We start from the raw sequence: 21,605 nt of genomic DNA, 5'->3' as shown, positions 1-21,605 counted from the left end.
TTTTTCCCCCATATTACTCCCTGCTTTAGGAACGTTACTCCGCCTTTGCAGCAATAATTTCCGCGATTTGCACCGCGTTCCATGCCGCTCCCTTGAGCAGATTGTCGGATACGACCCACAAATTCAATCCACGGCTATTGCCCAAATCACGACGTACACGCCCTACGAATACGTCAGGTTTTCCTGCAGCTTCGGATGCCAACGGATAAAGCTGGGCAGTAGGATCGTCTACCAGCGTTACTCCAGGTGCGGAAGCCAGCAGATTACGAACTTCTTCTAGATCATAATCATTTTTAAGCTCTACATAGACAGATTCCGAGTGACCATATACAACAGGAATACGAACGCACGTTGCCGTTACGTCTACAGAATCGTCACCTAGTATTTTTTTCGTTTCGCGTACCATTTTCATTTCTTCCAGTGTATAACCATTATCCTGGAATTTATCAATTTGCGGAATAGCATTGAAAGCAATCTGATGCTTTACTGGCAACGAACCTACCGGCAGCAAATCTGGCTGAACTTCATCACCGTTAAGAATGGCTGCGCTTTGACGATTCAATTCATCAATAGCACGGCTTCCAGCGCCGGAAACGGCCTGGTACGTGGATACTATGATACGAGAAATACCATACTGATCATATAATGGTTTCAAAGCAGCTACCATCTGAATGGTGGAGCAGTTCGGGTTCGCGATAATTCCCTGATGCTCGGCAATTTTGTCGCTGTTCACCTCAGGTACTACAAGAGGAGCTGTCGGTTCCATTCGGAATGCGTTGGTGTTGTCAATGCAAACTGCCCCATGACGAACAGCATGCGGCGCCAGTTCCTTACTCACGTCTCCGCCTGCACTAAACAAAGCAATGTCGATTCCTTCAAAGCTGTCGGGGGTAGCAATCTCTACTGGAATCTGCTGACCTTTAAAGCTAATTAACGTGCCGGCAGAACGAGGCGAAGAAAGAAATTTGATTTTGTCTACAGGAAAATCGCGTTTTTCCAGCAGATTTACGATCTGTTCCCCTACAGCGCCTGTCGCTCCAACGACAGCTACATTAAACTTTCTATTGCTCATCTGGTGTATCTCCCCTTCTCGACTAAAAAACCATTTTTTATTCTGAAAGCATCCACCGCCAACAAGAAATTAGACCCGATGGATTATCGAATCATCTTCTAGGCGAGGGATGCTCAGCAGTTAATTATAGTACTTCATGGGGTCTTGCGTTCCACAATCATCGGCTGAATCTGCCTGCCCTGCAATGCTTCATAGGCAGCCTCGGGAATCAATTCCATATTGGCTACAAGCGAGTTCGGCTTTTTAACTGGATTATCCTGTCCGAACGGCACAAAAAAGATGTTCTTGGCTACTAGTAACTTGGCGATATTGGCAGCATTTAGACCAAGTCCATCATTAGTAGATATGGCTAAAAGAAGTGGACGGCCGTTGCGTAATTGCGCCTTGGCAGCCATCAAAACCGGACTATCCGTCATCGCATTCGCTAACTTGCTCATCGAATTCCCCGTCAAAGGTGCAATCACCAGCACATCGAGCATTTGGGAGGGTCCCAGTGGCTCAGCCTCCACAATTGTAGAAATGATATCATTCCCTGTTATATCTTTCAACTGTTTTTGCCAACTTTGCGAAGTACCGAAGCGAGTATCCGTTGTTAGTACGGTATTGGATATAATGGGAACGACCTTCGCACCCTCATCAACAAAGCGCTGTATAACAGGCATTACCTCTTCAAATGTGCAATGTGAGCCTGTAATAGCATAACCTACCGTTTTCCCTTGCCAACTCATTGTGCATCCCCCCGATCAGGATTATCTTCCATTAACAACTGCACCAGCGTATTCGCTATAATGGTACCAGCAGTTTTGGGAGCAACAATACCGGGAAGACCGGGGGCAAGCATAGCCGTAATTCCACGCTTTTCCGCATACCGGAAATCACAACCGCCTGGGGCGGAAGCAAGATCTATAATCACGGTACTCAGTGGCAATTTAGACAGAATTTGCGCTGTGATAATCATAGAGGGTATCGTATTAAAAATCAAGTCAACTCCCTTTGTCTCATTCGCTAAATCCCTTGTCATAAAAGGCTTCCAACCCATCTCCACGGCTCTCGCTGCATCCTCCGCCCGCCGTACTCCAACTTTCACTTTGGCTCCCAACCCCTGTAGTGCCCTTGCCATGGTAAATCCAGTCCGTCCCATGCCTAGAACCATACAATCTGCACCATGGATCGTAAAATCAGTATGCTGAATTGCCATCATCAGTGCGCCTTCAGCTGTAGGTATAGAATTGTATATGGCCACATCATCTCTCTCCAGCAGCTCAACCAGCTTCAATTCATGCCTGGTACAAATTTCTTTTAAGTACGCTCGCGCCATCCCTGTATATACAACGCAATGCGGTGGAAGAGCAGCAGCATGCTCATTCAGAAACTGGAGCTTTTGTGCTCCGAAAAGTGCATTCACGTTGCCTTCCTCATCGCATCCCACCACTGGCAGAATCAGTGCGTCTGACGATTCCAGCAGCTTGACAGACAATGGCTCTAATGTGACTCCTTTGAGTGGTACTTCGAGCTTGTCAAAGCCGACCACAGTGACAGTAGCATCCATGTCGACACATTTGCGGATTACCTCAAGCTGCCTCGCATCGCCACCCAAAACAACGATGCGCATTCCTGTTAGCATCCGGATCACTCCTTTCCGAGACACGATATGCTTTTATTCTATGCAGATGCCCGGGAAGGGGTGAAAAAACACAAAAAAGCCGCCCCTCTACGGAACGACTTTTATGTGTATGCTTACTCTTAAGCGAGTAATATTGAAGCTTCCTACAAAATGGACAATTGTATTACACTGCATGCAAGTGAACCGTAGACTCAGCGTCCTGTATGACCAAAGCCTCCAGCACCGCGTACAGTTTCAGACAAATGGTCTACTTGTTTTAACTCCACCTCAGGCACAACCTGAAATACCATTTGTGCAATTCGCTCATTGCGCGTAATGGTGAACGGTTCCTCGCCTAAATTGATAAGAAGCACCTTAATCTCTCCACGATAATCTGCATCAATCGTTCCAGGCGTGTTAAGACAAGTAATACCATGCTTGAGAGCCAGTCCACTACGCGGACGGATTTGTGCCTCTAATCCTGCTGGCATAGCTACTGCAAATCCAGTTGGAATGAGACAACGTTTGCCAGGTTCCAGAACCAAATCCTCCTGTACTGCTGCATACAAGTCAAATCCCGATGCAAGCTCTGACATTTTGCGAGGGAGCTCAATATCTTCATTGCCCCCGAGTCTGTTAATTTCAACGTAAGTTAACAAAATAGTCCCTCCTCATATCCTTAACCGCTGAATCGCTCGCTCCGACCATTGACAGAGCAAACGGCTCCGAAAACATCCGGTCCAGCACTTTGTTCACATCATCAGCCGTCACTTGTTCGATGTGTTCGATCATTTGATCCAGCGTATAATGCTGACCCAACATTAACTCATTTTTTCCAAGACGGTTCATTCGGCTACCCGTACTCTCAAGGCTTAAGATCAGACTTCCTTTTAGCTGCTCCTTGCCTTTACGAAGCTCATTAGCGTCCAAACCATTGATAGCCACATCTCGTAACAGCTCCAGCGTCAAATCGAGCACATCCTTTGTTTGCTTAGGAGCGGTACCTGCATAGATTGTGAACATTCCACTATCGGCATGGGAGCTATGATAGGAATAGACCGAATAAGCCAGTCCGCGTTTTTCACGAATTTCCTGAAATAAACGTGAGCTCATGCCCCCGCCGATCGCGTTATTCAGCAAAACCATAGCATACTGGAGATCGTCGCCTATTGCAAATCCAGGCAGAGATAGACAAATATGATTCTGCTCCGTTGCTTTCTCATGGTACAAGAGCTGACCGTTAAACGCAGGTACTGTCAGTGGCGAAACGGTTCCGTGATTATCGAAATGCCCAAAATGTTGCTCCAGCAATTCTACAAGACGATCGTCAACATTACCAGCTACACTGATAACTGTATTGTCGATTGTATAGTGCTCCTTCATATAATGGCTGAGATGTGAGCTATCCATAGCTAGCAGGTGATCTTCGGTTCCGAGAATCGGATAAGCCAGTGGGTGTTCGCCATAGGCCGCCCGAGATACAAGATCGTGCACCATATCATCCGGTGTGTCCTCGTACATGGAGATTTCCTCCAAAATCACATTTTTCTCTCTTGCGAGCTCTTCCTGATCCAATTTGGAATTAAAGAACATATCAGACAGTACATCGACTGCGATCGGTAGATGCTCATCTAGCACTTTCGCATAATAGCACGTATATTCCTTCGAAGTGAAAGCATTAACATTTCCTCCGATGGCATCGAATTGCTCAGCGATTTCTTTAGCACTAAAACGCTCTGTTCCTTTGAAAAGCATGTGTTCAATAAAATGAGAAATACCGCTATTGTCCGGTGTTTCGTTCCGGGAACCGGTTTTAACCCAGATGCCGAAAGAAACAGAACGCACGGTTGGAATTTTTTCGATGACCACTCTTAGGCCGTTTTTGAGTTGAATTCTTTCCACGCTTGGCCCTCCTAAACTGAATTGCATACTTTGCCATAATGTTCAATCCTAACAGAAAAAAGACGTTCACTCAACCGGAGCTAGTAGCTGCCGATCAGGGGAAAGCGTCTGACTGACAGTTCCAAGCACAAGTCCTTTACTACGAATGGCATGAATCATACCTTTGAGAGCAGCAGCCGAAGAATCTGTTGGGTGCATCAATATCAGGGAGCCTGACTCAACCTTGCTGTTGATTTTATGAACCACCGATTCTGGTGACGGATGTTTCCAATCTACGGTGTCCAATGTCCACAACACAGTTTTGAGTCCATGCTCTGCGGCTATATCCACTGTTTGTTGATTAAAATCCCCCGATGGAGGGGCAAACCAATTATTTTTGACACCCAAAGTTTCTTGAAGAAGCATTTCCGTCTTTTCGATTTCTTGTACGGCTCTGGCTCGGCTCAAACGACTCATATTGGGATGAGAATAAGCATGATTCGAAAGCTCATGCCCTCTTCTTTGAATTTCCTTGGCAAGTTCAGGATTTTTCTTCAGCCAACTTCCATCAAGAAAAAATGTAGCCTTAACCCTCTCCTGATCCAATGTATTCAGTATAGGCACGATAAACTCATTCCCCCATGCTACATTGATCATGAAGGATACCATCGGTTTTTCAGGATTGCCCCTGTAAATTGGGACATTCCCCAGTTGATTTAAATGTATTTTGGGTGCCAATTGGCGATATACATATTGAATAGGCCGATCTGGAGCTGCAATGGCTTTGCGATAGGTAGCATCCAAATCGACCTCCAGTCCGTTATAACCTGGAATAGCCTTCCATACCCTGTCGACCTTGGCATCAACTGGTTCTCTCCGCTGACGTGCTGCTTCTGTCCTTAGTCGCTGCATAAGCGCATTATCAGGCAAAGCTGCCACCGCCATCGTGGGTGTAGCTTCAAGCTCTTCGGCTCCTGTAGCGTTTCCATTGCGTAATTGACTAGCGTAGTCACGAACCCCGCTAAACTGCCCGATTACCAGTGTGACGGCTAAAGTGGCTACCACCCACACCGCTCGTTTCACCCTACTCATCATTCCTTCATCCTCCCGCTCGTTTGTCCACATTGTATGCGGGGAGGACAAGATCTATGACGTAGTAAGCTATAGAAGCCCACTTGGGTGCAGCTTGTGCATATGTATGAAAAAAGAGCCAGAAACGTAGCTCTGCCTCTTTCCAAAAGCTTAATTTATGCTATTCAAATCCCTTATTCTGTACAAACGTATAGACTCCCTATTACAGTAGTTCGCGGTCTCACAACCTAGGACTTAGCAGGAGCTTCAGCCGTCAGTACTGCCTTACGAGACAAATTGACGCGACCTTGCTGATCGATTTCAGTTACTTTCACCGTAATCGTATCACCAATAGCAATGACATCTTCAACTTTGGCTACACGCTCAGTAGACAGTTGAGAAATATGAACCAGACCATCTTTACCCGGTAAAATTTCAACAAATGCGCCGAATTTTTCAATTCGTTTGACTGTACCGATGTAAATCTCGCCGACCACGACTTCTTTTACGATACCTTCAATAATGGAACGCGCCTTCTCATTCATCTCTTGATTTGTAGAAGCGATGAACACACGACCATCTTGTTCAATATCGATTTTCACGCCGGTTTCTTCGATGATCTTGTTGATGATTTTACCACCAGCTCCAATAACATCACGGATTTTGTCCGGGTTAATGTGCATTGTCATAATTTTTGGAGCGTACGGAGACAATTGCTCACGTGGCTTCTGGATCGCTTCCATCATTTTGCCAAGAATGAACAAACGTCCTTCTCTGGCTTGCTTGAGCGCATCCTGTAAAATATTGCGGTCAATACCGTCAATTTTAATATCCATTTGAATGGCAGTTACGCCTTCCGCTGTACCAGCAACTTTAAAGTCCATATCGCCCAGATGATCTTCCATACCTTGGATATCTGTCAGTACGGAAACATGATCTCCGTCCTTAATCAATCCCATGGCCACACCTGCAACTGGAGCTTTAATCGGTACACCTGCATCCATCATAGCCAGTGTGCTTGCACAAATACTAGCTTGTGAGGTCGATCCATTCGATTCCAGTACTTCGGAAACCAGACGGATCGTGTACGGAAATTCAGTTTCGGAAGGAATTACTTTGGAAAGCGCACGCTCACCAAGAGCACCATGTCCGATTTCACGACGACCTGGCGCGCGCAAAGGACGAGCCTCACCTACGCTGAATGGAGGGAAATTGTAATGATGCATGAAGCGTTTGGTTTCTTCCAGATCAATACCGTCTAGAATTTGTACATCCCCTAGAGCACCAAGAGTACAAACGCTAAGCGCCTGCGTTTGCCCGCGTGTAAATAAGCCTGAACCGTGCGTACGCGGCAAAATGCTAGTGTCACTTTCAATTGGACGAATTTCGTCAAGCTTACGACCATCAGGACGCACTTTATCATGCGTAATCAGACGACGGACTTCTTCCTTAACGATATCATAGAGAACTTCGCTCACATCACTCAAAAGCTCAGGTGTCTCTATGTATTGTGCTTCAAAATGGGCAACGGTCTCTTCATTAACGGCATCAATCGCCTCTTGACGGGCATGTTTTTCTGCAATTTTAACAGCTTCCACCAAACGATCAGCTGCATAAGCACGTACTTCACTGTTCACTTTTTCATCAACAGCATGCAGCTTAACCTGCATTTTCTCTTTACCTGCTACTTGCACCAATTGTTCAATAACTGCCACAATGTTCTTAATTTCATCATGTCCGAACATAATAGCTTCGAGCATAACTTCCTCTGGAATCTCATCGCCTTCTGCTTCTACCATCATAATAGCATCTTTTGTTCCAGCTACAACGAGATACAGATCGCTCGCGTTCTGCTGTGCAATATCTGGATTAATTACAAATTGTCCGTTTACACGACCTACAGCAACCCCGCCAATTGGACCGTTAAAAGGAACATCCGAAATACTGAGTGCTGCCGAGGTTCCAATCATGGCTGCAATTTCAGGTTCACAATCCTGATCAACACTCATGACTAGGTTTAACACCTGCACATCATTACGGAAACCTTCAGGGAACAATGGGCGAATTGGACGGTCTGTCAAACGACTGGATAAAATCGCCTTTTGACTCGGGCGTCCTTCACGCTTAATAAATCCGCCAGGAATTTTCCCCACAGCATACAATCTTTCCTCATAGTTCACGGTCAGCGGAAAAAAGTCCAAATCTTTCGGTTCACGGGAAGCGGTCACAGTACACAGCACAACTGTTTCTCCGTAACTCACCTTAACTGCCGCATTGGCTTGTTTTGCAAGACGTCCTGTTTCAAGCACCAGCTTTCTTCCGCCGAGTTGCATTTCTACGCGTTGCTCCATGGTATCCCTCCATTTCATTTCATTGTAAAAGTTCTATACACATCCAGTATTTCCTGCGCAGGTCTTATTCATAAGAAGCTCACAGACAAAATAGGATATGTAATTCAAAAAAAGATTCCTCATTTCAAAAAAGAACCCGGCTGCTGTCCGCCGTCGCCTTAGCAGGGACAAGCGGTGAACAACCAGGCTTCTTTTCTCATTACATGTCTGAAAATTAACGACGCAGTCCGAGACGCTCGATCAACGCACTGTAACGTTTAACATCAGTCTTCTTCAGGTAAGCCAAAAGTTTACGACGCTGACCGACCATTTTCAACAACCCGCGGCGGGAGTGATGGTCTTTCTTGTGCGAACGAAAGTGACTTTGCAAGTTGACGATGTTTTCAGTAAGGATAGCGATTTGTACCTCAGGTGATCCTGTATCGGATTCATGAGTTTTGTACTCCTCGATCAATTGCTGTTTACGCTCTTGAGTCAATGCCATCCTGTTCACCTCCTTCATTATAATCGCCATTAGCCTCGTAACCGCCGGTGAAAGCGGACAACCAAGCTAAGGTTCATCGTTGTTTACACAACATAAGTCAGTATAACACAGCGCCTGTCTTATGTAAATAAATTAGCCCAACAGCTTTTTAGCCGTTTGTGCGTCATTGCCAATTTGGCTGATCAGCTCATCCACTGAAGAGAATTTGCGTTCAGGACGGATGTAATGATGAAGCTCAACAAGCACAGGCTCCCCATAAATTTGTTGATTAAAATCAAAAAGATGTACCTCAAACGACGGATTCAGCACACCTTCATGAAACGTAGGCTTAACTCCTACATTCATTACACCATTTATCCAATGATCACCCACGAGCGCCCGTACAGCGTACACACCCTTAACTGGAATGACATATGAATCATCCAGCTTGAGATTAGCTGTCGGAAAACCAATTGTGCGTCCGCGCTTCTCTCCATCCATCACAGTACCCTGGATACGATAAGGGCGTCCCAACCAGCGCGACGCATGTGCTAAATCCCCCGTCTGTAAAGCACGGCGAATGCCGGAGCTGCTTACCTTATCCCCATCCAGTTCGAACGGTGGTACAGTGTAAACAGACATCAGCTCCCCTCCCAGCTTCCGAAGCGTATCCTCATGCCCGGCTCCCCGGTGGCCAAACCTAAAATCAAAACCTACTACCGCCGTTCGAATTTGTAATGGAAGCAGCACGTCTGTTATAAAAGCCTCCGGGCTAACCTTGGAAAACTCTTCGTTAAAACTTAAAATATAAAGTACATCCACACCCATATCGGACAGAATAGTCTGCTTATCCGCAAGCGGTGTTAAATAACCTTCATAATCGCCTTTTTTCATGACTTCCTTCGGATGAGGGTGAAATGTCATGACAGATACTGGCACATTCTGTTCATGAGCGAGCGCGACAGCCTTACGTATTACGCTTGCATGTCCCAGATGAAGGCCGTCGAACTGGCCGATCGCCGTGACTTGTGGACGTCCCCATTGCTGTAATAACTCATCACTCAAAGGATAAGATAACGATACGGTAATCATATTCATTCACCTGCATTTCACATCATTTGACTAACTTCGTCAAAAATTATAGCACAATTCAAGGTGAAAAACGTCTATCAGCATAATTTCACGGAAGCCAGGCCGTGCCTTGGGAAAAATTTCTGGCGTTTATAGAATGGTTCAGCTCCACTGTAATTTTATAAATTCTATAAACTTAAAAAAACTTTAATTGGGGCGATTGCACCTGATTCATCCCGTCCATATATGCCTAAAAACGTTTTATCCTCTTTATATAATCGGAAAGGTTGGTTGTCTGTCACTGGTGGTGTAATCATACTCAGCGACAGGCGTTGGCCTTGCAGAGCCGCAGCTGCCTTAGCTTCAGCCACTGTATGCTCAGGCATATAGTCAATCGCTTTATCGGTGGCGATAAGCCGCTCACCCAGGCTACCCTCGGCTACATAGCGCTCAATTTCTTCAAATGTTAAACAATGTTCCGCAGAAATTCCCGCAGACATCGTTCGCTCCAGCTTAACCATTGTTGAAGGATATCCCAATTCACGGCCAATATCAACACATAGTGTACGGATATAAGTACCTTTAGAGCACAAAGCACGAAAAGAAATATCCACATGCGGCCCCATCTTCGCAAATCCTGTCATTTCCAGCTCATAAATGCTCACTTCACGGCTTTTACGCTCCACAGTTTTGCCTTCTCGAGCCAGTTCGTATAGACGTTTTCCATCTATTTTGAGAGCAGAGTACATGGGTGGGACTTGGGAGATCGTACCAACGAAACGTTCCAGAACCGCTTTGGCTTCCATTTCGGTAACCTCAACCGGACGTTCGCTCTCTTCTGTAATTGTCCCAGTCAGGTCTTCGGTATCAGTGGCAATGCCTAATCGCAGTGTAGCCCGGTATTCCTTGGGCCGCTCTTGCATGTACTCCACCACTCGGGTGGCGCGTCCCAGACACAAGGGCAGAACACCAGTTACCTGCGGATCTAGCGTCCCAGTATGTCCGATTCGCTTCATCCCCAGTAAACGGCGAGCCTTGGCCACGACATCGTGAGAGGTAAATCCAGCAGGTTTATAGACAGGTAGAACACCTTCCCAAGTTGCCTGTCCCTTCTTTATTGGGTTCATAGCTCAGACTTCACCCGCCCTACAACGGTCTCAATGATATCTTCTAGCTTACCCTCTAGCCGACAGCCAGCCGCACGTACATGACCACCGCCCCCGAACGATTGAGCGAGCGCAGCTACATCAACGTTCCCTGCCGATCTCAAACTTGCCTTGGTCGCTTGATCATTAATAACTTTAAAGAAAATGCCTACTTCAACCCCACGAATATTTCTTGGATAATTCACGATACCTTCCAAGTCCTCATTTACAGCACCGCATTCTGTCATATCATCAGGTGTTACAACGACCCAAGCAACTTTACCATCCTCCGACATCGTGAGCGTTTGCAATGCTTTGGTCAGCACTTTCATTTGGGGAAATGTCATTTCCTCAAGCAATTTCTCGGACAAAAATGGGCCATCAACACCATAAGCAAGTAGTTGCGATACCGTAGACATCACTTTCGGTGAAGTGTTGGAGTAGCGGAAGCCTCCCGTATCCGTTAACAACCCTGTATATACAGCTGTTGCTACTTCTACATCCCAAGTTACTGCAAACTTTTCCAATAAATCAAAAAGAATTTCCGCTGTTGCCGCAGCATCTGACTTAATCACATTAATCGCACCATAAGCGTCGTTCGTTGGATGATGATCAATATTCAGAATAATGGCATCTTCCGTAAAAAACTGCTCTGTCAAACCAACACGACGGTAATCCGCACAATCTACACAAATGATTCGGTTGTATTTCCGTTCTGGCGGTTGTTGACTCATATCCATAATCTCATCGGCATGCCATAAAAAATCCATGCGTTTAGGAATAGGTCCCTCATTCAGCATGGTAAATTTCTTCCCCAGACATGAGAGAAGCCAGCCCACCGTTACGGTGGAGCTGACTGCGTCTCCGTCCGGCTGTACATGCGATACGATCAGGTAATCATCATGCTCCAGAATAAATTCCTTCGCTTGTTGAAGCGCCTGTTCATAGGTATGCATTGCCGTCTCCTTTACATTCAGTTCATGGTTCTTCAGACTAACAAAAACCTATTTCTCATCCTTGTCGATATCACTCAACAGCTTTTCAATTCGGCTGCCATAAGCAATAGATTCGTCAATTTTGAAAATCAGCTCAGGAATATGGCGAAGCCGTATCCGTTTGCCAAGTTCAGAACGAAGATAACCGTTCGCTTTGTCCAGCGCCTTTAGAGAAGAAGTTTTTTGTTCTTCATCTCCAAGTACGCTCAAGTATACTTTCGCTTGGGACAAATCGTTTGTGACATCGACACCAGTCACCGTAATAAAACCGATACGTGGGTCTTTTAATTCGGTCTGTATGAGTAGGCTTAGTTCTTTCTTAATCTGTTCGCCAACTCGACCTGTACGTATTTTAGCCATGGGTGCTCACCTCTCTGCCGTTAGCGCTCCACTGTTTCCATGACGAACGCTTCAATAATGTCGGATTCCTTAACATCATTATAACCATCAAGGGTGATACCACATTCGTAACCTTGGGCAACTTCTTTTGCGTCGTCCTTAAAGCGTTTCAGTGAGTCGATTTTACCTTCAAAAATAACGATACCGTCACGGATCAGACGTGCTTCTGCTGAACGAGTAATTTTACCAGACGTTACCATACAACCAGCAATCGTACCGACTTTAGTAACTTTAAACACGTTACGAACTTCAGCGTGACCAATCACATTTTCTTTATATTCAGGGTCCAGCATGCCTTTCATAGCCTGCTCGATTTCTTCAATGACATTGTAAATGACTCGATGTAGACGAATGTCCACTTTTTCAGCTTCTGCTGTAGATTTCGCCTGATTATCAGGACGAACGTTAAAGCCAATAACAATGGCATTGGATGCTGCAGCCAAAATAATATCGGATTCGGTGATTGCACCTGCACCACTGTGAAGGATTTTGACGCGTACACCTTCAACTTCAATCTTGTTCAAGGAGCCTTTCAGCGCTTCGACAGAACCTTGTACGTCACCCTTAATAATGACATTCAGATCCTTCATCTCGCCATCCTTGATGTGTTGGAACAGGTCATCCAGCGTTACGCGGGTATTACTGCCCAGATCGGATTGACGTTGTGTAATCGCACGTTTATCAGCGATAGCACGAGCTTTACGCTCATCCTCGAACACCATGAACGGATCGCCTGCAAGTGGAACTTCTGTCAAACCAGTAATTTCAACTGGTGTGGAAGGACCTGCTTCCTTAAGACGACGGCCTTTATCGTTGACCATGGCACGTACACGTCCGAAGCAGTTACCTGCTACGAATGCGTCGCCGACTTTCAGTGTCCCGTTTTGAACGAGAATACGGGCTACAGAACCGCGACCTTTATCCAGCTCAGCCTCAATAATAGTACCACGTGCCCGTTTATCAGGGTTCGCTTTGTACTCATTCACTTCAGCTACGAGCAGGATCATTTCGAGCAAGTCTTCCAGACCCATTCTTTGTTTAGCGGAAACGTTGACGAAAATTGTATCGCCGCCCCACTCTTCGGGCACCAATTCATATTCTGTAAGTTCCTGCTTTACTTTGTCCGGGTTGGCATCCGGTTTGTCGATCTTGTTTACAGCAACGATTATTGGTAGACCTGCTGCTTTTGCATGGCTAATGGCTTCAACCGTTTGTGGCATAACACCGTCATCAGCTGCAACCACAATAATCGTCATATCTGTTACTTGAGCACCACGTGCACGCATAGCGGTAAAGGCTTCGTGACCCGGTGTATCTAAGAAAGTGATTTTTTTGCTGTTGATTTCAACTTGGTATGCACCAATGTGCTGTGTAATACCACCAGCTTCGCCACCTGTTACATTCGTGGAGCGAATGGCATCCAGCAAAGTTGTTTTACCATGATCGACGTGACCCATAATGGTTACAACCGGTGGACGTGTTCTCAAATCCGCTGGATCATCATTTTCTTCCACAGTTTCAAAACGATCTTCTTCCACTGGGATTTTCACTTCTACCTCGACGCCAAAGTCACCAGCAAGCAAGAGAATGGTATCCATATCCAGTTCTTGGTTGATGGTCGCCATTGTTCCGAGCATAATCAACTTCTTGATGACTTCTGACGCATCCTTATGAAGAAGCTTGGCTGTTTCACCTACAGTCATCTCACCACGCACAATAATTTTCTTAGGCGTGTTGTCGATTTTCTCGCGACGCTCCTGTTGTTGACCTTTACCACGGTTGTTGAATTTGCCGCCACGATTGTTTCCACCGCGGTTGTTGCCTCCACGGCCACCGTTACCACCCCGTCCTCCGCCTTGACGGTTATCGTCAAAACGTCCTTGACCGAAACGGTTACCGCTGTTGTTGGAGTTACCACCTGTACGGTTGCCACCACTGCGGTTGGAATTGTTGCTTCCTGCGGAAGAAGAAGTTCTTACTGCCGCACCACCCTGGCTGCTTCCCTGAGGACGCGAACCTGTGTTATTGCTACCGGTACGCTGTTGTCCTCCCTGCTGTTGACCATTACTGCGGTTCTGAGTGCCTTGCTGGCCGCTTGGTCTACTAGAACCTTGTTGACTGCGGTTTTGACCGCCCTGCTGACTGCTTTGCGCTTTTGGAGCGCTACTTCGGTTACTGTTTTGGTTGTTGTTTGTCCTATTCATACTTACCTGCTTTTCCTGTTGATTTTTGGTTTGCTCCGTTGAATGATTACTATTCTGGCTTGAACCGGTCTGATTCGAGCTTACTTGCGCCGTGCCTGCTTCGCCTTGCTTGACCGCAGCATTGGATTTAATATTCTTAAAAAAGTTTTCCACTTTACCTACGGCATCATGTTCCATGACGCTCATATGGTTGTTTACGGGAATATCCAGCCGTTTAAGAATGGTGATAATTTCTTTGCTGCTCATGTTCAACGATTTGGCGTATTCGTATACCCGCACTTTGTCTTTGCTTTCTTGTTTACTCAATATACTCCACCTCCGACATTATCCCCGCATGTTTCATGATCAATTTCGCGAATCCTTGATCCGTCACAGCCAGCACGACCCGTTCAGGTTTGCCGATGCTGCTTCCCAAGCTTTCCCGGTCAAATCCTATCAATAAGGGGATTTTGTACGTCCCGCATTTGTCGCGGAATTTCTTTTGAGTATTCATTGAAGCATCTTTCGCAAGAATGACCAGCTTGGCTTCTGAAGACCTGATCGCTTTATAAACGATCTCATCACCTGTTAGCAGCTTGCCAGCTCTCATGGCAAGCCCCAATCCAGACAGCGCCTTATTCATCCTGCACGCTGCCTTGTGCCGCCAGGAATTCTTCCTCGACGGCAGCAAAATCACGACTTAGCTGCTCATAAATATCAGGATGGACCGAGTGCTTCAATGCTCGATCCAGTGCCTTGCTCTTTTGAGCCAGCTTGAAGCAGGCGGCTTTGCCGCACAAGTAAGCGCCGCGTCCCGACTTTTTGCCAGTCAAGTCAATCAATACTTCGTCTTCAGGGGTTTTGACGACACGAATTAACTGTTTCTTTGGCATCATTTCATGACAGGCGACACATTTGCGCAAAGGTATCTTTCTCTGTTTCATGCATTAACCCCCCTACACTCCGCTTAATCTACAGAAACGGAATCCTGATGCATTTCATCGGTGGATGTTCTCGGTCTGCCGAGCTCTTCCTCCGCCTGTGTTTCACTCTTAATATCAATTTTCCAGCCAGTAAGCTTAGCAGCAAGGCGAGCATTTTGCCCTTTGATACCAATAGCTAGAGAAAGTTGATAATCAGGTACTATAACGCGGGCCATTTTCTCTTCTTCAAATACCTGTACTTCAAGCACCTTGGACGGACTCAAAGCATTAGCCACGTATTCATCAACATTATCAGAATAGCGTACAATGTCGATTTTTTCGCCACGCAGCTCGTTTACAATGGTCTGCACCCGCGTTCCTCTTGGTCCTACACAAGAACCTACCGGATCAACCTCGGCGTTACGAGAATGAACTGCGATCTTAGAACGGAAGCCTGCTTCACGCGCTACGGAACGAATCTCTACAACACCGTCAAAAATTTCAGGTACTTCGAGTTCGAACAAACGCTTAAGCAGACCCGGATGTGATCGGGACAGCATAATTTGCGGTCCTTTGGTTGTGTTCTCCACCTTGGTAATATAAGCCTTGATCCGATCTAAATGGTTAAATTTCTCATTAGGCATCAGTTCGCTCAACGGAAGAACTGCTTCCACCTTGCCAAGATCAATATAAATATTACGTGGGTCTTGGCGCTGTACAGTTCCTGTTACAATATCCTCTTCCTTGTCCACAAACTTGTTGTAGATCAATCCCCGTTCCGCTTCACGAATGCGCTGAGTTACAACCTGCTTCGCTGTTTGTGCAGCAATCCGTCCAAAATCACGTGGTGTGACTTCAATTTCAGCGATATCCTCCAACTGAAAATGTGGGTTGATCTCACGGGCTGCTGGCAACGAAATCTCGGTGCGAGGGTCCAATACCTCCTCAACAATCAGCTTACGGGCATATACCTTAATGACTCCCGAGTTGCGGTTCATATCAACACGCACGTTTTGTGCGGTATTGAAATTCCGTTTGTAGCTGGAAATCAGGGCTGCTTCAATGGCCTCAAACAGCACGTCCTTACTGATCCCCTTTTCTCTTTCCAACTCGTTCATTGCTTCAATAAAATCCATACTCATGGATTACTGCTCCCCCTTTCAAATGATGGCACCTGCGTACTGGTCGGCACACGAGGCAAAAAACATGTGGTACATGTCAAACAGCAACAATCAAATCTGAATTAAAATATGATCGCGAGCCTTGCACCAGCTACCTTGTCATAAGGTATGGTATGCTTCTTTTGTCCGCTTTGGACGGTAAGTTCCCCATCTTCAAAAGAAAGCAAACGGCCTTCGAATTCCTTCAGACCGTTAATCGGCTCGTATGTAGTAACGAATACGTTTTTGCCTACCGCTTTAGTGACATCCTCCGCTTTTTTCAGCGGTCTTTCGGCGCCTGGTGAAGACACTTCCAGAAAATATGCTGTAGAAACAGGGTCATTTTCATCCAGCTTTTGACCCAAATATTCACTGATCATACTACAATCGTCCAGATCAATTCCTCCGTCTTTATCTACAAAAACGCGAAGAAACCAATTGCTACCCTCTTTGACATACTCGACATCGACCAGTTCAAAACCATGCTCATCGAGGTAAGGTTGGGCCATTTCTTCTACTACTGATTTGATCTTTGGTGTGCTCAAAGATTATAACCTCCAAAAGTGAACTTTCCTGTGGTGAAAAAGAGATACCCTCTTACTGTGGGCAATGCTTCTCCATCACCGGCATTTTCATTTTCATTTGATGTAATGTTCATTTTGGGCTCACTGCAAATAAACCGGCGTACCGGTTGCCTGCCCAAAAATAACCTTTTTTCACGTTGTACCTGTATATCAAACAGTAAAGAGTGGGTTTCCCCACTCTTTTAGCAACGGTTTTATCTCCATGATTACCAAAAAAATTATAACATAACCGTAGTTATGTGACAAGTGCCAGAGCTTGACTACTGTGGTTCAGATTAAAACAGAGACAGCTGATTACTCTCTGGCAGACCTCGAAAGCAACCCATTTGGGACAGCATTTCGACAATGGTTTTACTAGCCTTCGATTTCTGTTGAAAATCCTCAACGGACAAAAATTCACCCTGTTCACGGGCCGCTGCGATGTTACGTGCTGCATTATCTCCAATACCCTGAAGAGCTCCGAACGGAGGAATGAGCGAGTCCCCGTCCACTTTGAAACGAGTAGCTTCGGAACGGTACAAATCAATAGATTTAAAACTAAACCCGCGAGCCGTCATTTCCAAAGCCATCTCCAGAATTGGAAGCATCCCTTTTTCTTTAGGTGGAGCCTGAAAACCAAGCTGCTCAATTTCGACAATCTTCCGTGCAATCGCATCATACCCTTGACAGCACAGATCAATATCAAAATCGGCTGCACGTACTGAGAAGTAAGTTGCATAATACTCGATCGGATGATACAGCTTGAAATACGCTGTACGCACTGCTGAAATAACATAGGCTGCAGCATGCGCCTTCGGAAACATGTACTGGATTTTAAGACAGGAATCAATGTACCACTGCGGCACCTTGCATTTTTTCATTTCTTCAATCCATTCGGCACTAAGCCCTTTACCTTTACGTACGCTCTCCGTAATTTTAAAGGCCAGACCTGCATCCATCCCCGCCTTGTAAATCAAAAACAGCATAATATCATCCCGACAACCAATTACGGTCTTGATGTTACATGTATTATTTTTAATCAACTCTTGTGCGTTCCCCAGCCATACACCCGTACCGTGAGACAAACCGGATATTTGCAGTAAATCGGCAAAAGAACTCGGCTGCGACTCTACCAGCATCTGGCGTACAAATTTGGTCCCCATCTCTGGTACACCATAGGTGGCAACAGGCGTGCGGATTTGCTGCGGTGTTACACCGAGTGCCTCCGTGGAGTTGAACATGCTCATCACCTTGGGGTCATTCATTGGAATGGTCGTAGGGTCAACCCCGGTCAAATCCTGAAGCATTCTCATCATGGTCGGATCATCATGGCCCAGAATATCGAGCTTGAGTAAGTTCGCATCAAAAGCGTGATAATCAAAATGCGTCGTTTTCCATTCCGAGCTCGTATCATCAGCCGGATACTGCACTGGTGTAATGTCCTCGACCTCAATATAATCAGGAACAACAACGATCCCGCCCGGATGCTGTCCGGTACTACGTTTTACACCCGTACAACCAGAAGCCAGCCTGTTCAGCTCGGCTCCGCGCCATTTTTTATGATGTGCCTCTTCATATTTTTTGGCAAATCCAAACGCCGTTTTCTCAGCTACTGTACCAATAGTTCCTGCACGGAAAACGCTTTTTTCACCAAACAATACTTTCGTATAATTATGGGCAACAGGTTGATATTCACCAGAGAAGTTCAAGTCAATATCGGGAACTTTATCTCCTTTAAAACCGAGGAACGTTTCAAAAGGTATATCTTGCCCCTCACCTTTGAGCTTGCCACCGCAATTTGGACAGTTTTTATCTGGCAAGTCAAAACCGCTTGGAACACTTCCATCCAAAAACCATTCGCTGTGTTTACAGTCAGAATTACCGCAAATATAATGAGCGGGCAGCGGATTTACCTCAGAAATACCGAGAAAAGTAGCAACTACAGAAGAACCAACAGACCCCCGTGAACCTACCAAGTATCCATCCTGGTTAGATTTTTTAACCAGACGTTCAGAAATGAGATAGTTAGCGGAGAAACCGTATTTAATAATAGGTTCCAATTCTTTTTCAAGGCGAGCTACAACAACCTCAGGTAAGGATTCACCATAAATGGATCGAGCCGTCTCATAGCATGTATTGCGAATTTCCTCATCTGCTCCGTCCAGTAATGGCGTAAAAAGCTTGTCAGGGAACAGTTCCAGTTCTTCAAAACGCTCTGCCAGCTCGCTAGTATTTGTCACAACAACTTCATACGCTTTTTCCTCGCCCAAAAACTCGAACTCTGCCAGCATTTCATCCGTTGTACGTAAATGAGCATCTGGCTTTCGGATATCCTTTAGCGGGCTAAATCCAGTAATGCCGTGAATGGTAATATCACGGTACAGCTTATCGCGAGTTTCCAAATAGTGAACATTGCCTGTAGCAATCACGGGCTTGTCAAGACGTTTTCCTATTTCGCATACTTTACGTATGGCCGTTTTTAGTGCATCAGGCCCGCTTACCAGTTGCTTTTCCACCAGATGCATATACATCGTCAAAGGTTGAATCTCCAACACATCATAAAACTGTGCAATCTCCTCGGCTTCTTCCTCGGACTTGTTTAACACGGCCTCGAAGAATTCTCCTTTTTCGCAGCCAGAAATAATAAGCAATCCGTCTCTCATCTCAGACAATTTCGATTTAGGAATACAAGGCACACGCTTGAAATATTCGGTATGAGACATAGAAACCAGCTTGTACAGATTTTTTTTACCAACCGGATTGAGAGCATAAATGCAGCAGTGGAAAGGACGAACAGTCGATAGGTCCTTTCCCACATAATCATTCAAGCGGTCGAGCATTTTAAAACCCTTAATTTGCTCTGCATCGTTTAGTAGTCCGTTTAACACTTCTGCCAACGCAACTGTATCATCAATAGCCCGGTGATGGCTTTCCAACGCAACTTTATATTTAGTAGTCAGTGTGTTCAGACGGTGATTTTTCAACGTAGGAAACAGCAAACGAGCCAGTTCCAGCGTATCCAGCACCGGATTGGTCATTTCGGGCAAACCCATCTTTCGAAGAGTGGCCTGGATAAAGCCGACATCAAACCGCGCATTATGAGCAACCAATACAGCATCACCAGCAAAAGCTACGAACTCCTTCATAACAGGTTCGACATCCGGCGCATCCTTGACCATTTCATCATTAATGTTGGTCAGTTGCTGAATGTTGTAGGGTATACGTTCATGCGGATTGACAAAGGTTGCATAACGATCAATTTCCTTACCCTCATGCATTTTAACAGCAGCAATCTCAATGATTTTATTTTGTGTAACTGACAAACCGGTGGTTTCAATATCAAAAACGACATAAGTCGCTGTTTTCAAATTTAAAGGCTGTGCCTGCATTACAACCTCGACAGCATCATTAACTACATTGGCCTCAATGCCGTAGATCATTTTAATGCCGTTCTTCTTTGCAGCCTTAGCAGCATCAGGGTAGCATTGCACACCGCCATGATCTGTGACCGCAATCGCTTTGTGCCCCCATTTGGCGGCTGTTTTGACATATTGATCAATCGAGGCGACAGCATCCATGGCGCTCATCTTTGTGTGTAGATGAAACTCAACCCGTTTTTCCGCTGCATTATCCTTACGTCCGGGTGGAGCCTGTACTTCAACTAGATCGGAAGGAATCATAACCAGCTCAGGAATTTGCATAAAACGGTCATATTCAACTCGTCCCCGCACTTTGACCCATTTACCGTTAGCCAACAGACTGAGAATTTTTAGATCTTCTTTAGTTTTAGCAAACATTTTCATTTGCAAGGAATCACTAAAGTCTGTCAAATAATACGTAAACAACGTACTGCCATTGCGCAATTCTTTACTGTCCAAACCGAAGATTGTTCCTTGTAGGGTGACTTTCTTCTCTTCGTCCTGAATCTCTTGCATCGGAATAGCCGTTTCTTTGATGTCATAACCAAATTGAAGCCGCACGTCCCCTTCTTCTTCTTCCAAAGGTGGCATTTCAGCTTCCATACTTTCCATCATCTGCTGAATGACTTCGCGTTCTTCCTGCATTTTCTTTTCCTGGAATTCCTGTAATGCCTCCTGGTTACTTTCACCCACCTGAACTTTAATACGCATAGAGAGCCCGAAATATTTATCGTAAAACTTAATAATAGCTTGATCTATCTGCTTTTTACGCGCTAGTTCCAATGACATACTATCGCTCATTGTTAGTAATAATAGACCGTCTTCCCACTCATGCACAGCCCGGTTCATCCAACCGTTAACAGATGGAATTTCACGGTGCACCCACTCTAAAAAAAGCTTCCAGTATTCACCGATAATATCACCAGGTTGAACCTGCTCACTGTACTGAAAGCGGAATGTGATTTTAGCGATATGACTCATTTTTTCCTGTACTTGAATACAGAACGTACGATACACCTGAGCGGGGACCAGTGTCTCCTTGGCAATAGTGATATTCCAATCCTTGTTGGTACGGCTAATCTCAACCTGATCGATCCAACCGTCCAAAAAATAAGGATCAACCACTCCTGCCGGCATTACAACCTGCTTCATTAGCAGCTCCAGCCGCTTTCTCTTTTCTTCAGCTCCGCCCATGGCTCTCCCCCCGATTTCCAATCTACCTTTCTGAAAACATGAAAAGCTTCTGCGTCTAAAACATCTCCGACCGCAAAAGCTTTTCGTAGCCTTCTTCAACCCTCATCACAAT

The 21,605-nt window shown here is 45.6% G+C and carries 18 protein-coding genes; all 18 read right to left on the bottom strand.

Annotation, left to right across the window (positions count from 1 at the left end; genetic code table 11):
* Positions 1 to 34: 34 nt before the first annotated feature.
* Positions 35 to 1,072 (bottom strand): aspartate-semialdehyde dehydrogenase, encoded by a 1,038-nt coding sequence (locus tag ACUC6J_RS09935; RefSeq protein WP_016820991.1) that lies wholly within the window; start codon positions 1,070 to 1,072, stop codon positions 35 to 37.
* 134 nt (positions 1,073 to 1,206) lie between these two features.
* Positions 1,207 to 1,800, bottom strand: coding sequence for a dipicolinate synthase subunit B (locus tag ACUC6J_RS09930; protein WP_016820990.1), 594 nt, complete (start codon positions 1,798 to 1,800; stop codon positions 1,207 to 1,209).
* Positions 1,797 to 2,696: a dipicolinate synthase subunit DpsA gene (dpsA, locus tag ACUC6J_RS09925; protein WP_016820989.1), complete on the bottom strand. Its 900-nt coding sequence runs from the start codon at positions 2,694 to 2,696 to the stop codon at positions 1,797 to 1,799. The genes ACUC6J_RS09930 and dpsA overlap by 4 nt, the downstream gene beginning before the upstream one ends.
* 191 nt (positions 2,697 to 2,887) lie before the next feature.
* Positions 2,888 to 3,334, bottom strand: a complete 447-nt coding sequence (dut, locus tag ACUC6J_RS09920) for a dUTP diphosphatase (protein WP_447250119.1) — start codon at positions 3,332 to 3,334, stop codon at positions 2,888 to 2,890.
* Positions 3,318 to 4,577, bottom strand: coding sequence for a M16 family metallopeptidase (locus ACUC6J_RS09915; RefSeq protein ID WP_017427946.1), 1,260 nt, complete (start codon positions 4,575 to 4,577; stop codon positions 3,318 to 3,320). Before ACUC6J_RS09915 ends, dut begins: the two co-directional genes overlap by 17 nt.
* A 66-nt stretch (positions 4,578 to 4,643) precedes the next feature.
* On the bottom strand, positions 4,644 to 5,651 hold the full coding sequence (locus ACUC6J_RS09910; protein WP_447250118.1) for a polysaccharide deacetylase family protein: 1,008 nt from the start codon (positions 5,649 to 5,651) through the stop codon (positions 4,644 to 4,646).
* Positions 5,652 to 5,875: 224 nt separating this feature from the next.
* The gene (gene pnp, locus ACUC6J_RS09905; protein WP_016820985.1) at positions 5,876 to 7,978 is read right to left on the bottom strand and encodes a polyribonucleotide nucleotidyltransferase; all 2,103 of its coding nucleotides are present in this window, start codon (positions 7,976 to 7,978) and stop codon (positions 5,876 to 5,878) included.
* A 214-nt stretch (positions 7,979 to 8,192) separates the two neighbouring features.
* Positions 8,193 to 8,462, bottom strand: a complete 270-nt coding sequence (rpsO, locus tag ACUC6J_RS09900) for a 30S ribosomal protein S15 (RefSeq protein WP_007430074.1) — start codon at positions 8,460 to 8,462, stop codon at positions 8,193 to 8,195.
* Positions 8,463 to 8,594: 132 nt separating this feature from the next.
* Positions 8,595 to 9,533: a bifunctional riboflavin kinase/FAD synthetase gene (locus ACUC6J_RS09895; RefSeq protein ID WP_016820984.1), complete on the bottom strand. Its 939-nt coding sequence runs from the start codon at positions 9,531 to 9,533 to the stop codon at positions 8,595 to 8,597.
* 167 nt (positions 9,534 to 9,700) lie between these two features.
* Positions 9,701 to 10,639: a tRNA pseudouridine(55) synthase TruB gene (gene truB, locus ACUC6J_RS09890; RefSeq protein ID WP_017427943.1), complete on the bottom strand. Its 939-nt coding sequence runs from the start codon at positions 10,637 to 10,639 to the stop codon at positions 9,701 to 9,703.
* Entirely contained in the window at positions 10,636 to 11,613 is a 978-nt protein-coding gene (locus ACUC6J_RS09885) for a DHH family phosphoesterase (RefSeq protein ID WP_016820982.1), read from the bottom strand. The genes truB and ACUC6J_RS09885 overlap by 4 nt, the downstream gene beginning before the upstream one ends.
* Before the next feature lie 48 nt (positions 11,614 to 11,661).
* Positions 11,662 to 12,012, bottom strand: coding sequence for a 30S ribosome-binding factor RbfA (gene rbfA, locus ACUC6J_RS09880; protein WP_013370723.1), 351 nt, complete (start codon positions 12,010 to 12,012; stop codon positions 11,662 to 11,664).
* A 20-nt stretch (positions 12,013 to 12,032) separates the two neighbouring features.
* Entirely contained in the window at positions 12,033 to 14,561 is a 2,529-nt protein-coding gene (infB, locus tag ACUC6J_RS09875; RefSeq protein WP_016820981.1) for a translation initiation factor IF-2, read from the bottom strand.
* Positions 14,554 to 14,877, bottom strand: coding sequence for a L7Ae/L30e/S12e/Gadd45 family ribosomal protein (locus ACUC6J_RS09870; protein WP_007430068.1), 324 nt, complete (start codon positions 14,875 to 14,877; stop codon positions 14,554 to 14,556). Before ACUC6J_RS09870 ends, infB begins: the two co-directional genes overlap by 8 nt.
* Entirely contained in the window at positions 14,870 to 15,178 is a 309-nt protein-coding gene (rnpM, locus tag ACUC6J_RS09865) for an RNase P modulator RnpM (RefSeq protein ID WP_007430067.1), read from the bottom strand. Before rnpM ends, ACUC6J_RS09870 begins: the two co-directional genes overlap by 8 nt.
* Before the next feature lie 23 nt (positions 15,179 to 15,201).
* Positions 15,202 to 16,299: a transcription termination factor NusA gene (gene nusA, locus ACUC6J_RS09860; RefSeq protein WP_016820980.1), complete on the bottom strand. Its 1,098-nt coding sequence runs from the start codon at positions 16,297 to 16,299 to the stop codon at positions 15,202 to 15,204.
* A 101-nt stretch (positions 16,300 to 16,400) separates the two neighbouring features.
* On the bottom strand, positions 16,401 to 16,862 hold the full coding sequence (gene rimP / locus ACUC6J_RS09855) for a ribosome maturation factor RimP (protein ID WP_013370719.1): 462 nt from the start codon (positions 16,860 to 16,862) through the stop codon (positions 16,401 to 16,403).
* Positions 16,863 to 17,176: 314 nt separating this feature from the next.
* Positions 17,177 to 21,493 carry a PolC-type DNA polymerase III gene (locus tag ACUC6J_RS09850; RefSeq protein ID WP_447250117.1) on the bottom strand — a complete coding sequence of 1,439 codons (4,317 nt, stop codon included), beginning with the start codon at positions 21,491 to 21,493 and terminating at the stop codon, positions 17,177 to 17,179.
* Positions 21,494 to 21,605: the final 112 nt, after the last annotated feature.

It is taken from the genome of Paenibacillus sp. JJ1683 (genome assembly GCF_053006485.1).
This window is presented reverse-complemented; position numbering and strand designations above follow the sequence as displayed.

Coding starts and splice junctions, on each gene's coding strand:
- rpsO (WP_007430074.1), bottom strand. CDS start 8,462: ATGGCATTGACTCAAGAGCGTAAACAGCAATTGATCGAGGAGTACAAA.
- truB (WP_017427943.1), bottom strand. CDS start 10,639: ATGAACCCAATAAAGAAGGGACAGGCAACTTGGGAAGGTGTTCTACCT.
- ACUC6J_RS09935 (WP_016820991.1), bottom strand. CDS start 1,072: ATGAGCAATAGAAAGTTTAATGTAGCTGTCGTTGGAGCGACAGGCGCT.
- pnp (WP_016820985.1), bottom strand. CDS start 7,978: ATGGAGCAACGCGTAGAAATGCAACTCGGCGGAAGAAAGCTGGTGCTT.
- ACUC6J_RS09910 (WP_447250118.1), bottom strand. CDS start 5,651: ATGATGAGTAGGGTGAAACGAGCGGTGTGGGTGGTAGCCACTTTAGCC.
- nusA (WP_016820980.1), bottom strand. CDS start 16,299: ATGAGTATGGATTTTATTGAAGCAATGAACGAGTTGGAAAGAGAAAAG.
- ACUC6J_RS09930 (WP_016820990.1), bottom strand. CDS start 1,800: ATGAGTTGGCAAGGGAAAACGGTAGGTTATGCTATTACAGGCTCACAT.
- rnpM (WP_007430067.1), bottom strand. CDS start 15,178: ATGAAACAGAGAAAGATACCTTTGCGCAAATGTGTCGCCTGTCATGAA.
- ACUC6J_RS09895 (WP_016820984.1), bottom strand. CDS start 9,533: ATGATTACCGTATCGTTATCTTATCCTTTGAGTGATGAGTTATTACAG.
- rbfA (WP_013370723.1), bottom strand. CDS start 12,012: ATGGCTAAAATACGTACAGGTCGAGTTGGCGAACAGATTAAGAAAGAA.
- ACUC6J_RS09850 (WP_447250117.1), bottom strand. CDS start 21,493: ATGGGCGGAGCTGAAGAAAAGAGAAAGCGGCTGGAGCTGCTAATGAAG.
- ACUC6J_RS09885 (WP_016820982.1), bottom strand. CDS start 11,613: ATGCATACCTATGAACAGGCGCTTCAACAAGCGAAGGAATTTATTCTG.
- ACUC6J_RS09870 (WP_007430068.1), bottom strand. CDS start 14,877: ATGAATAAGGCGCTGTCTGGATTGGGGCTTGCCATGAGAGCTGGCAAG.
- dpsA (WP_016820989.1), bottom strand. CDS start 2,696: ATGCTAACAGGAATGCGCATCGTTGTTTTGGGTGGCGATGCGAGGCAG.